Origin of the sequence: Glutamicibacter sp. JL.03c, from assembly GCF_025854375.1 — a bacterium.
Lineage (GTDB): Bacteria > Actinomycetota > Actinomycetes > Actinomycetales > Micrococcaceae > Glutamicibacter.
The window spans coordinates 2,187,551-2,200,416 of the sequence record NZ_CP107575.1; the positions used below are offsets into that span (position 1 = coordinate 2,187,551).

The following is a 12,866-nucleotide window of genomic DNA, read 5'->3' on the forward strand; positions in this document are numbered from 1 at the left end:
TTATCAAATGCTATCAAATGCTATTGAAAGACACCTAAAGGAGTGTTTTAGATGATGAGGATGCGAGCGCTGTTCATACTTTTCCTGTTTTCCGCTGCTGGTTCCGTTCTTCTGCATATTGCTCTGAGAAGCGTTTTTAGCTTTACCGCTGAGGCCGCATCCAGAGCAGAACCGTCAAGCTACATTCATTTCCTGATCAGCATTTCAACCCTGATTCTCCTGGCTCTGCTGCTGATGCGCTTCATTGCCGTACGCATGTTGACATGGGCCATCCATCATGAGCGCCGAAGGGTCCTCAAGTTTTTCCAGTGGATCGCACCGAGATTCAGCCGAAGGATCCTCACTTCGCTCGTCGGCACCTCGATCGTCCTTTCGAGCGTGGCTACGGCCAACGCCAGCACAGGCGCACCATCAGCGAACCCATCGAGCACGATCAGTGCGGAAAGCAGGAACCCACCCCGTGCCACGGAGAACATTCAACACGCAGTTCCGAGCGCTCAATGGTTCCCCGAGCAGATTTCAGTACCGATCAGCCGCCTGGTCACCTCCGGCGCTGAGCCCAAGCAGGAACGCAAAAGCTCTAGCACCGAAACCGTTGTGGCTGCAGGCGAAAACCTGTGGAGCATCGCTGCCACGCATCTTGGCGCACAAGCGACAGCGGAAGAAATCTCCCATTACTGGCCACGAATCTACAAGGCAAACAAGCACGTCATTGGTTCAGACCCCAACCATCTTGAGGTCGGAACAGTCCTAGCCCTTCCTCCGAAGGAATAGCAACTGCAAATGGCAAATGCCACCGCTTCAAGGAGTCATCATGAGTACCATTACCATCAGCTCGCGCTCGGCTACCGCGGTCCAAGTCCCCCGCACCGTCAATCAATCGGCCCACGAGGCAATATCAATGAGCTCGTCCTGCGAGTCACCGGCGCATCTGCGACGGGCACTGGATCATATTTTTCATCGCTCCGAAGTCTGCCGAACAGAGCACCGGGCGATCGTGGAAATCACCCATGCTGTGGCTCGCGCAGTTTTCGAGATCGTCGCGGGCTATCGCAGCGTCAGCCAATTGGCGTTCGTCATGGAGCCAAATTGCATTGCCAAACTACAACGCAGGGCCCTGCTGGAGACGGCGCAATACACCGTAGGCCCCGAGCCAGGGACCGCCCACGGCCAAATACTTTCCTTGCATTTGGACCGCTGCTTGTCAGGCTGCTGGGAATGCACGGCAATCCTCGGCTTTAAAAACCGCGTCCGCGCCGTGGCTCTCAAAATTGAGCCATGGCACGGACGCTGGCAAGTCACCGACGTGGAACTAATCTAGTTTCGCTTGGACTTCTTTTTCTTCTTGCTATTGGTCGCCTGCGCACGCGTGGTGCTGGCTTCCCCGTCTTCGTCCGGGCCGGTGAACTGCAGGTTCTTCGGCTTGGCCGATTCGTCGATCACAGGAGCATCCCCAACAGCAGCGGCACCGGATGGGATCTCCAAGTTGAACAGCGCGCCGATGCTCTCTTCGCGGATGCCTTCCATCATGGTCTGGAACATCGTATAGCCCTCGCGCTGGTATTCCACCAGAGGGTCGCGCTGCGCCATTGCGCGCAGCCCGATCCCTTCCTTGAGGTAGTCCATCTCGTAGAGGTGCTCCTGCCACTTGCGTCCAATGGTGGACAGCACGACGCGACGCTCCAAATCACGCATGGTGGATGAACCGACACGCTTTTCGCGCTCTTCGTACTGGTACTGGGCGTCAGAGTGGATCTCTCGTTCCAGGAACTGTGCGGAGAGGTGTCCAATGCCGCCAGCTTCTTCCACGACTTCATCGAGGGTGATGCCGATCGGGTACAGCTGCTTGAGGTTGGTCCAGAGCTGCTTGAGCTCCCACTCATCCGGGTTGCCAACCTGGGTTGCTTCCAAGACCATGGCCTTGACGACATCTTCCAGGAAGTGGCCAACCTTTTCTTCAAGGTCGCCGCCTTCCAGGATGGCGCGGCGATCAGCATAGATCGCTTCGCGCTGGCGGTTCATCACGTCATCGTACTTCAGGACGTTCTTGCGCTGTTCTGCGTTGACGCCTTCCACCTGGGCCTGGGCCGACTCGATGGCACGGGAGACCATCTTGGATTCCAGTGCAACGTCGTCTGGCATCGAAGGGTTGTTCATGATGCGCTCTGCCATGCCGGAATTGAAACGACGCATCAAATCGTCGGTCATCGACAGGTAGAAGCGAGACTCGCCTGGGTCACCCTGACGACCAGCACGACCACGCAACTGATTATCGATACGACGCGACTCGTGGCGTTCGGTACCCAGGACGTAGAGTCCGCCGAGTTCAGCGACTTCCTTGGCTTCCTTGGCTACCGTTTCCTTGGCCTTGGCAAAGACTTCATCCCAGACCTTGTTGTATTCTTCTGGATTGTTCTCAGAGTCCAGTCCGCGACGTTCCATTTCGGCGACCGCGAGGAATTCTGCGTTGCCTCCGAGCATGATGTCGGTACCGCGACCAGCCATGTTGGTCGAAACGGTCACGCCGTTCTTGCGGCCGGCCATAGCGACGACGGCTGCTTCACGTGCGTGCTGCTTGGCGTTCAGGACCTCGTGGCGGATTCCCTTCTTGGAGAGCAAGCGGGAAAGGTATTCGCTCTTCTCCACGCTGGTGGTGCCAACCAGAATCGGCTGGCCGGTTGCGTGGCGTTCAGCGATGTCCTCGACAACAGCGTCGAACTTGGAGACTTCATTCTTGTAGATGAAGTCGGACTGGTCCGCGCGGATCGCAGGCTTGTTCGTTGGAATCTCGACGACGCCCAGCTTGTAGGTCCCCATGAATTCCGCGGCCTCGGTCTGCGCGGTACCGGTCATGCCCGAGATCTTCTCGTACATGCGGAAGTAGTTCTGCAAGGTGATGGTGGCCAAGGTCTGGTTTTCAGCCTTGATGGTCACGCTTTCCTTGGCTTCGATCGCCTGGTGCATGCCTTCCGAGTAACGGCGGCCCTGCAATGCTCGGCCGGTGTGCTCGTCAACGATCATGACTTCGCCGTTGACTACAACGTAGTCCTTGTCCTTCTTGAACAGTTCCTTGGCCTTGATGGCGTTGTTCAGGAAACCGATCAGCGGAGTGTTGTTGGCTTCGTAGAGGTTGTCGATGCCAAGGTAATCTTCGACCTTTTCGATACCGGATTCCAGCACGCCAATGGTGCGCTTCTTTTCATCGACTTCGTAGTCATCTTCGCGCTTCAGGCGGGAGACGATCTTGGAGAATTCGGTGTACCAGCGATTCACATCGCCCGATGCCTGGCCCGAGATAATCAGCGGGGTTCGGGCTTCATCGATCAGAATCGAGTCGACCTCGTCAACGATGACGAAGTTATGGCCGCGCTGGACCAATTCGTCCTTGCTCCACGCCATGTTGTCGCGAAGGTAGTCGAAGCCGAATTCGTTGTTCGTGCCGTAGGTGATGTCTGCTTCGTACTGCTTGCGTCGCTCGTCCGGTTTCATGTTGGCCAAGATGCACCCGCAGCTCAAGCCGAGGAAACGGAATACGCGGCCCATCAAATCAGACTGGTATTGCGCGAGGAAGTCGTTGGTCGTCACCACATGGACGCCCTTGCCGGTCAGCGCGTTGAGGTATGCCGGAGCGGTCGCTACCAGTGTCTTGCCTTCACCGGTGCGCATTTCAGCGATATTGCCCAGGTGCAACGCGGCACCGCCCATGAGCTGGACGTCGAAGTGGCGCATGCCCAACACACGGTCCGACGCTTCGCGAACTACCGCAAAGGCCTCAGGGAGCAGGTCATCCAGGGACTCACCGTCAGCCAAACGTTCGCGGAACTTATCAGTTTCGCCCTTGAGCTCTTCGTCTGAAAGTTCGCGAATTTCGACTTCCAACGTATTGATCGTGTCGGCGTACTTACGAAGAGTTTTCAGAGTCTTCTTGTCGCCGGTACGCAAAATACGTTCTAGCAATGATGCCACGTGGTAGCTCCCAATATCTCAAGCACAGTATTTTCTGGCGTCTTTAGTCTACGTGAGGAATTGGGCGTATCCGGCAATTCCCCGCGGTTGAGTACTGTTCTTATAGCGAACAGCAACATGATGGACAGCCTGTTCACAGGCCAACTTGCACTGATTCGAGCCCCAGCCACTGTGCCATGCGTTGCAGCTCTTCCAGCAGCGGCTGTTGCGCTCGGCCTTCCCAGCCATCCTCGAAGTGCACGCTCTTGGCGTGCAATACGCTGCGGGATCGATCCGCTTTCAGATCCACTCGGCCTACGAATTCATCGCCGAAGAGCATCGGAAAGACGTAATATCCGTAGCGGCGCTTGGGCTCCGGAACATAGATCTCGATCCGGTACTCGAAGTTGAAGAAGCGCTCAAGGCGTTTGCGGTTGAAGACCATGGAATCAAAGGGTGATATCAAACGGAGGTCGGGCTCGATCTTGCGAGGAATCTTGGTCCCCAATCGCAGGTAGGCCGGTTCGTTCACCCCCGGCACCTGCACCTGTTCGATGACCCCGGCATCGGCCTGCTGAGCGAGCAATGCCTTGACGTCCCGGATAGGCAGCCTGAAATACTCTGCGACGCAATGTGCCGTGGCAATGCCCTGAGCCTCCAGCGATCGAGCGACCAATCGCTCCAGTGCGGCATGTCGATGCAACCCGTCGATTTCCAAAGGCTTCTTCAACACGTGGTGGGCCAGCGCGTAGCGGCGTTCGAATTGCGAGTTCCTGCCCAGGGTCAGGATCTTTGCCCGTGCGAACAGTGATTCAGTTACATACTTCGTGTCGTTCCAATTCCATCCCCAGTGTTCTTTGGAAGCTGCTGGTGCCACGTCCAATGCCGAGCTGATTTCCCGGGCGCTGGAGCCAGGATTTGCTGCCAGATATTCGATGACTCGGTGCGAGAGTTCTTGCTGCCCTTCGGTGAACCGGTCGGACGCGTCGATCCAGGTTCGGCGCTGCCATAGCAAAAGATCCGGAACCAGCTCCGCACTGACCACGGATGCTTCATGGGCCCAGTATTCGGTCAAGGGGCTGCCCGGGGTGGCAAGAATGTTATCCAAGGCCTCGATGTCGTAAGCACCAAGCCTGGCGAAGATCGGCATGTAGTGGGCTCTGCGCACGACATTGACCGAGTCGACCTGCAACTGCGAGATCGATTGGACGGCGGAGATCATTTTCCGTGCGCTGACTGCTTGGCCGGTCCTGCTGCGAGACAGACCTTGGGCGGCCAACGCGATTCGCCGAGCCTGTTTTTGGCTCAGGACGCGCTGACCGCCCAACGTCGATTGTGCGCTGATGGTTAACCCTCAGTTGCTAGTGCCTTGTCGCGGTAGCCGCGAGTTTCGGTGGTCGCTTCTTCATCGGAGCTCAGGGATGGATCCAAAGAGATGACGCCGTACTGGTACTGGGTACGTCCGTAAACCACCGCGTGCTCCCCGGTGGCTTCATCGATGAACAGGTAGAACGGGTGCCCGACCAGCTCCATGCGATCTACTGCATCGTCGACGCTCATCACTTCAGCCGGGAAGGACTTGCGGCGGATGACCACTGGCGAGTATTCGGCCTCTTCTTCGGCTTGGGCAGCCTCGGCGGCCTTCTGGGCCTCGAGAGTGGATTCCACCAGCGACTTGTCACTGGAAACAGTTGGCAGTGCGCTTGTGGCCTCGTGCACTGCGACCGGGGTGTGGTTACCGCGGTGGACCTTGCGCTTGTCACGGGCCTTGCGCAGCCGTTCCAGGAGTTTTGCGAAAGCGATGTCGAAGGCGGCGAATTTGTCTGCGCCACGAGCTTCAGCTCGGATTGCCGGCCCGCGGCCGACAACGGTCAATTCAACGGACAGCGCCGTGCTCTGGTCACGGGCATGTGATTCTTTGAGGACCTTGACGTCAATGCGTTGAACCTTGGTGGCCAGCTGGTCGACCTTGGTTATTTTCTCATCCACGTACTCACGGAAACGATCCGAAATGGTGATATTGCGTCCGCTGTAGTTCAGCTCCATGGTGTCCTCCAATAGAGAGTCGGGTGACACAACAGTCCGAAATTTCCTTCCCTTCGGACTGAAGATGGGCTTTTCGCTGCATCAGTGATGCAACCCATACTTCACCTTAGGCCACCACAGCGAAGATTCAAGTCTCTGAGCGCAGTTTTCCTATCGCGTTCAGCGTAATCACTGTTCAGACTCATGATTCGGGGGCTTGGTCAAAGCCAATACGATCCCCAAAGTGACGTTGTATCCCGCTTCATGACAAGCCATCGCAGCCTGCTTGAGGGTCGACCCGGTGGTAAGGACATCGTCCACCAGGATGATGGGGCGTCCCGGTGTGTCGGCCTGCTCGGCAATGAAATGCTCCTTGCCGCTGCGCCGGGCAGATCCGCTCTTCAGTTTCTGCGCACCGGCAAGAATCGAGCTAACCCGATAATGAAGCACCGGCTTGACGGCCAGATCACCGGAATACAATCTCCTGCGCATGCCGCGATTGAGCATCGAGGACACCGGGGAATAGCCGCGTTTCCCCGTGGCCTTGAGCGAACTGGGAACTGGAACGATGTACGTTTCCAGCTGGCCGGGCTGCGGAATGCAGCTGGAGTTGATGGCCGCGGCCAGATACGGAGCGAAAACCGCGCCAAGGAAGTAGCGCTGCTTGTTCTTGAAAGCCAGCATGGAACGCGCCAGTTCCTTGCCGTAGATGCCGCAGGAACTCACCGGAAGCCGCTGCGACAACAGCGGCAATTCAACGTAGTGGTGGTGGCCGTCGGGCAATGGCGGAAGGAAAAGCTGGCGCTGGATCTCGCTTCGGCATTCCGGGCAAAGCCGGAAGTCGGCCCGGGAACACACCGCGCAGCTGGTGGGAATCAGGAAGTTGGCCAACTCGCGAAAGCCAAAAGCGATCCACCGCATCTCCCTGCGCTGGCTCAAGTGATCCAGGGCACCCAGCCACGTCGTCGGCATGTTCATGCAACGAGAATCGCGCGAAATGCCGGGGCCGGGAGCAGGAAAACGACCGGTTGTGGAAAGGGCGAGTGGCTAGCCCGGGTAGGCGACGTCCTGGGCGAAGTCGTCGAGTTCATGCCAGGAGTTGCCCACCCGGGTGTAGAGCTTTTCCTTGGTTTCGGCATAGACCTCGCGTCGATCTCCAACGCCGGTAGCGATGCCGACCATGCCCAGCAGCAATTGCAGGTGCTCGCTGCCGCCTTCGAAGGTCATCTGGGCGGCCTCAACAGCCTCGGAGTCATCCAACGCCGCCACGATGATCGAGCTGTCCGAATCCCACAACGCGGTGTTCACCGGAACCTCTGGATACAGGCGCATGGGCGAATCGGTCAGGCCGCGGGGAGCGCCCTCGGCATCGCGGATCACGCCGGCCACATACACTGCGGTGTTCGCGCCCTTGGTGGCGACGATCAAGGCACGGGCCCCGTCGCGGGAAATCCGCAGCGAATCGATGTTGGCCCCTTCCAGCCACGCAACATCGATCGGGCGCGCTTCGCCCTTGCTTTCCGTATCCGCCGGGACCGCCATGATCGGGGTCTCCGCCCCGTTATCGGCGGTCCAGGTCCAGCCGGCCACATCCATCGAGGGCTGGATCAGGTCCTTGCCCTCCAGGGCCAGCCGGAGCCGGCCGGAGTCGCCGATGCGCAGCAGCTGGGTGCGGCGGCCGTTGAGGAAGGCGTAGCTGTTGCCCACTGGCGACATCGCGGGATCTCGCGGATCATAGGCCGAGACGTCGGGCAGTCCGCCCACCGGGATGATCGAGCGGCCCTTCACGTACACGAGGTCCTGGTCGGAAATGCCCACCAGCGTGTCCTGGGTGCTCGGATTGATTTCGGCCGGCTCGATGCTCAATTCGTTCGAAGCCAGGTTCACGTCGTTCTCTTCACGCAGCATCTTCACCGAGTCCACCGAGGACAATGCGGTCAGCGACTGTTCCAGCTGCTGCTTCATCAGCAACAACGTCTGGTCATTGGCGTCGGTGAAGGAATCCGAGTTCAGGTCGATCGTGGCCTCGCGGTCCCGCACCGGAACTGCGGAGCGCACCAGCTGGCTGGCCGAGGAGAAAGCCGAGACGACCGCGTTCTCCAGGTATGGGGCCGGTCCCTTCAGCAAGGCCTCCACCATCGAGGTTGCCGTGCCGGATCCCGAGGTGAACCATCGGACATCCGGCACCAGGTAGGCGTAGCTGGCGTCGTAGAAATACAGGGTCTGCGCGGCGAAAATCTTGGTGAAGGTCGAAGCTTCGAGCATCGTGCCATCCGGCGCGTCGACGATTCGCCATTGGTCATCGACCTTGGCGACCTTGATGTCCACGGCACGGGTGGAGTGGCTCGGGTAATTTGTCCGCACTCCTTGGGCGTCCACTTCCCCGGTGATCTCCAATTGGATGGTGTACTGGTTGGCATCAGCCCCGTTGACCACGTTGAACGCCTCGTAGATCAAGGTCTGGGTATCCCCGCGCCAGGAGTTCTTCAGCTCCGCGGTCATATATTCGCGGGCTACCGCATAGTCTTCGGACACCGAGCGTCCAGCCTCGACAAATCCTTCGACAATCTCCCGGGCGTCGGCGCCATCGGCGGGCCCTTCGGCCGCGTAGCTATAGCTCTCGCCGCCGCTGTCCTCCGAACCGGCCTCGATCTGCTGGACACTGGAGGAACGGGGAATGGAAGCGCAGCCGGAGAGGGCCAGCAGCCCAACCAGCAACGCGGAGAGCAGAACCCGTAGTTTCTTTCCCACTAGTTCTCCTCCTTCTTCGTTTCATTGCCCGCGGCGCTCGGGTCGGTCACGTCGTCATCGAGCAGGGCATCATCCAATCCCAGGATCAGCGGCGTGTAGCCGATCTTCGGCACCTCGCCGGTGAGCGGGAAGCTGTCACCCAGCGGAGGCAGGATGTTTTCCGGAGCCGCCGGCTCCAATGGCAACGGCGACGAGTCGATCTCCTGCTCCTCGGATTTCGGCAGCGTCAGGCGGAACACCGAACCGACCTGGGGCTTGCCCCAGGCCTCCAGCCGGCCTTCGTGCAGCCGAGTGTCTTCCATGGAGATCGACAGCCCCAGCCCGGAGCCGCCGGTGGTCCTGGCACGGGCCGGATCGGCACGCCAGAACCGGTCGAAGACGTGCAGGCAGGCCTCTTGGGACATGCCGATGCCGTAGTCGCGCACGGATACCGCCACGGCGCTCTGGTTCGAGGCAATGGTGATATCGATCGGGTTGCTCTCGCCGTGTTCCACGGCGTTGAGCACGAGGTTGCGGATGATCCGTTCGACGCGACGCGGGTCGACCTCGGCCACGCAGCCTTCGCTCGGTGCATTCAAGCGGATGATTGAGCCATATTCATCGGCAACCGGCGTCGCGGTTTCGATGACCTTGCGGGCGATCGCGTTCAGGTCGGTGGACTCCCTGTCCAGGACCGCCACCCCGGCGTCGAAGCGCGAGACTTCGAGCAGGTCGTTGAGCAGGTGCTGGAAGCGCTCGATCTGGTTGTACATCAGCTCGGCGGATCGCGCGGTGAGCGGGTCAAAATCCTCGCGGGCATCGTGAATGACCTCCGCCGCCATGCGCACCGTGGTCAGCGGGGTGCGCAATTCGTGGGAGACATCGGAGACAAACCGCTGCTGCATCGCGGAAAGATTGTTCAGCTGGGTGATCTGCTCCTGAAGGGAGTGCGCCATGTGGTTGAACGCGGTGCCCAGGCGGGCCACCTCATCCTTGCCGGCGACCTTCATGCGGCGGTCCAAATCACCGGAGGCGATGCGCTCGGAAACGTAGGCGGCATCTGCGACCGGTCGCACCACGGTTCGCGCCACGGACCAGGCGACAAAGCCGACTACGGCCAGCAGGATCAGGCCGGTGAACGCGAGGGCGCGGTTGATGAATTCCAGGGTGGACTGGACGCTGGAGAGGTCGTAGACCAGGTACAGGCCATATTCGCGGCCTGGCGGGATCAGGACCTTGGTGCCGACAACGAGGCCTGGTTGCGCCTGGTCGTCACTGCCCAGTTCAACCGAGCGCCAGTAGATGCCCTGTTCACCGGCCACCCGTTCAGCCAGGTCGGCGGGAATCACGCGGGTGGTCAAGGATCCAGAGGCCATCGGGCCGACGTAGAGGCTCTGGTCGCCGGCGATGGGCATGAGCACAAAATCCCGCACCACGGTAGCGCCGTCGCCTTCCAGCGAGGCAAGGGTGGAGTTCACCAGGGCCTGGGTGGAAGCACGGTCGGTAGTTGATGCGGATTCGAGGATCGAACGGGCCTGGGTCAGGCCACGCTCGGACTCCTTGGAGATCTGGTTCACGCGCTCTTCATAGAGCGTGGAAGCAATCTGGTTGGACAAGAACGCGCCCGCGGCCAGCAGTGCCAAGGTGGTGAAGAGCAGCGTGGAGATCACCGTGCGGTAGATCAAATGGCGCTGCCAGCGCTGCCTGAGGGCGAAGAGCGGACGCCGGGCCCACGATTTCAGCTTCGCGAAGGAGAACCGCTTCGACGGGGATTGGGCAGACACGTCGAGCGGAACCAACTCCTTGCCGGTCGACGTGTGTGAGCTCAACTTGCCGAACCTGCTTTATATCCCACCCCGCGTACGGTTTGGATGATTTGCGGCTTCTCCGGGTCAATTTCGATCTTGGAGCGCAGGCGCTGAACGTGGACGTTGACCAGCCGGGTGTCTGCCGCATGGCGGTAGCCCCATACTGCTTCCAGAAGCTGTTCGCGGCTGAAGACCTGCCATGGCTTGCGGGCCATGGTCACAAGCAGATCGAACTCCAGCGGAGTCAAGGAAACCGGTACTTTGCCGCGGGTGACCTGATGGCCGGCGACGTCGATCGAGACCTCGCCAACCTGCAGGCTTTCTGCCGTGTGGGTCTCGCTCGGGCGCAAGCGGGCGCGAACCCGGGCCACGAGTTCTGCTGGCTTAAATGGCTTGGGAACGTAGTCGTCCGCACCGGATTCGAGTCCGCGCACCACGTCAGCGGTGTCGGACTTGGCGGTGAGCATCACGACGGGAACATCGGACTCGGCACGGATCTGCTTGCAGACTTCGATGCCGTCGATGCCCGGGAGCATGAGGTCCAAAAGAACCAGGTCGGGGTTGAATTCACGGAATGCAGTCAGGGCACCGGATCCTTCATAGCAAAATGATGCCTCAAAGCCATCATTTTGCAAGACGATGCCAATCATTTCCGACAATGCTTCATCATCGTCAACGACTAGAATCCGTGCTTTCATCCCATGTCCCCCTGTAACCGTAGGTCTGAGGTTCCAGCCAACTGGCCAAACCGGGCAGATCAGCTACCCCACTACCTAAGATACATGATCAACTGCCGTATTCCGGCTGTGACCGGCACGAATAAACCAAACCGTTATGCGTCGACGCGCGTTTGCTCCAGCGCTTGGGCATAGGCCGAAAGACTCTGCAAAGTGCCTACGGCTTCGGCGCCGGTGGACCGGGCGAAATCACCGCGCGGCATCAGCGTCATCGAGCCCAGCTGGCCTGCTGACAGGCCCAGCTGCCGCCACGGGCGCAGGATGGAATTCACCGCGTCAACCACTCCAGGAGCACGGTCGCCCGGTGCCAGCACCTGCAGGAAGATATGGCCGCCGCCTTCCACGAATCCGGCAACGCGTTCCCACTTGCGGTAATCCAGCCCCTGGGGATCAAGTACCACAGCGCCAGCGCCTGCCTGGGCGAGCATGTCCATGCGTTCGATCCACCGCTCATCCCCCGTGGACAGGTTGAGCACCGGACGCACGTTCCAGCGCGGCCCCCCTGTCTGCATCACCTTGAAGAATTCCTCATAGCCGCCGCGCACCTCCGAACGCGCAATGGAACGCAGCGTGCGGTATCCGCTGGAGGTCTTGATCGTGCCATCGAGGACATCGGCCAGCACCGGCTCATCGAGCTGCACGGTGAACGAGCGGACACTGGTGATCCGGGCCAGCCGGTCGAGGTGTTCCTTGAGCCCGTGGGCATAGGCGGCAATGATGTCCCGGCGAGCGCCATGGTCGCTGATCGCGCGTTCGCCGCTGGACAAATACAGCCGCGCGGCCAGGCTCCAGGGACCGAGCACGGTGAGCTTGAGCCGTTGTGCCGGTTTCCGCTCGGCTCCCAGCACATCGGCCAGCAGGTTCTCGTCGCTGCGCAGCAGGCTGCGTGCCCTGCGGGCATCAACTCCGTCGTTCACGCCGACGCGCCAGCCGTGCGGTTGCAGGTCGAATCCGAGCTCGGCGAGCAAGGTGGCGCTGCGTCCCACCTGGTCGGCTCCGACCCCGCGGTCGGCAAGCTGCGGAAAGACGGCAAGGTTGGGTTCGCCGAGCTCGCCGCGAATGATCTCGTGGATCTGCAGCGGGTCCGTGCCGGGAAACTGGCAGAACGCTGTGGCATATACGTCCGAGCGTTCTGCCTCAGGGGCCAGCTCAGGCATCGTTATGCGAGTCAGAAATATTCTGGTGGTGGCGGATCACTTCGGAAATCACGAAATTCAGGAACTTCTCGGCGAATTCCGGATCCAGGTGCGCCTCGTGCGCCAGGGCCCGCAGGCGCTCGATCTGCGCCTTTTCGCGGTGGGGATCGCTCGGTGGGAGCTTGTGCTGGGCTTTGAGATGTCCTACCCGCTGGGTCGCCTTGAAGCGCTCGGCCAACAGGTAGACCAGCTGTGCGTCGAAATTGTCGATGCTGCCGCGGATGGCGTATAGCTCCTGAAGCACTTCATTCTGGACCTCACCGTGCAACGAGCTGGCGTGCGGGTCGAATGACTCATTCAGTGCAGTGTTTTTCGGCTCGTTCATGGTGTCAAGTTTACGGGTTCACCTCGCGAATCTCCCACAAAGTGACATGCCCCGGCTACGCGGGTCGCGTAGCCGGGGCATGTGCCCGGATCAGGGCTCA

At 60.0% G+C, this 12,866-nt stretch carries 11 protein-coding genes; 2 read left to right on the top strand and 9 right to left on the bottom strand.

The window, feature by feature from the left end; translation table 11 throughout:
• Positions 1 to 51 precede the first annotated feature (51 nt).
• Positions 52 to 774, top strand: coding sequence for a LysM peptidoglycan-binding domain-containing protein (locus tag OF385_RS10060; protein WP_264275261.1), 723 nt, complete (start codon positions 52 to 54; stop codon positions 772 to 774).
• A gap of 40 nt (positions 775 to 814) precedes the next feature.
• Positions 815 to 1,321, top strand: coding sequence for an Rv3235 family protein (locus OF385_RS10065; protein WP_264275262.1), 507 nt, complete (start codon positions 815 to 817; stop codon positions 1,319 to 1,321).
• Here OF385_RS10065 and secA read toward each other — a convergent pair.
• The 9 genes from secA to OF385_RS10110 form a co-directional block, all read right to left on the bottom strand.
• On the bottom strand, positions 1,318 to 3,966 hold the full coding sequence (secA, locus tag OF385_RS10070; protein ID WP_264275263.1) for a preprotein translocase subunit SecA: 2,649 nt from the start codon (positions 3,964 to 3,966) through the stop codon (positions 1,318 to 1,320). The two genes, OF385_RS10065 and secA, sit on opposite strands and share 4 nt — an antisense overlap.
• A gap of 133 nt (positions 3,967 to 4,099) precedes the next feature.
• Positions 4,100 to 5,167, bottom strand: a complete 1,068-nt coding sequence (locus OF385_RS10075) for a winged helix-turn-helix domain-containing protein (protein ID WP_264275264.1) — start codon at positions 5,165 to 5,167, stop codon at positions 4,100 to 4,102.
• A 125-nt stretch (positions 5,168 to 5,292) separates the two neighbouring features.
• Complete coding sequence (gene hpf, locus OF385_RS10080) at positions 5,293 to 5,991, bottom strand: ribosome hibernation-promoting factor, HPF/YfiA family (protein WP_264277897.1); 699 nt, start codon at positions 5,989 to 5,991, stop codon at positions 5,293 to 5,295.
• A 168-nt stretch (positions 5,992 to 6,159) separates the two neighbouring features.
• On the bottom strand, positions 6,160 to 6,948 hold the full coding sequence (locus OF385_RS10085; protein ID WP_264275265.1) for a ComF family protein: 789 nt from the start codon (positions 6,946 to 6,948) through the stop codon (positions 6,160 to 6,162).
• A 69-nt stretch (positions 6,949 to 7,017) separates the two neighbouring features.
• A complete protein-coding gene (locus OF385_RS10090) occupies positions 7,018 to 8,721 on the bottom strand; it encodes an LpqB family beta-propeller domain-containing protein (protein ID WP_264275266.1) in 1,704 nt (567 codons plus the stop codon).
• Positions 8,721 to 10,529, bottom strand: a complete 1,809-nt coding sequence (mtrB, locus tag OF385_RS10095) for an MtrAB system histidine kinase MtrB (RefSeq protein ID WP_264275267.1) — start codon at positions 10,527 to 10,529, stop codon at positions 8,721 to 8,723. The genes OF385_RS10090 and mtrB overlap by 1 nt, the downstream gene beginning before the upstream one ends.
• Entirely contained in the window at positions 10,526 to 11,206 is a 681-nt protein-coding gene (gene mtrA / locus OF385_RS10100) for an MtrAB system response regulator MtrA (RefSeq protein WP_264275268.1), read from the bottom strand. Before mtrA ends, mtrB begins: the two co-directional genes overlap by 4 nt.
• Before the next feature lie 134 nt (positions 11,207 to 11,340).
• The gene (locus tag OF385_RS10105) at positions 11,341 to 12,402 is read right to left on the bottom strand and encodes a hypothetical protein (RefSeq protein WP_264275269.1); all 1,062 of its coding nucleotides are present in this window, start codon (positions 12,400 to 12,402) and stop codon (positions 11,341 to 11,343) included.
• Complete coding sequence (locus OF385_RS10110) at positions 12,395 to 12,766, bottom strand: chorismate mutase (RefSeq protein WP_264275270.1); 372 nt, start codon at positions 12,764 to 12,766, stop codon at positions 12,395 to 12,397. The genes OF385_RS10105 and OF385_RS10110 overlap by 8 nt, the downstream gene beginning before the upstream one ends.
• Positions 12,767 to 12,866: the final 100 nt, after the last annotated feature.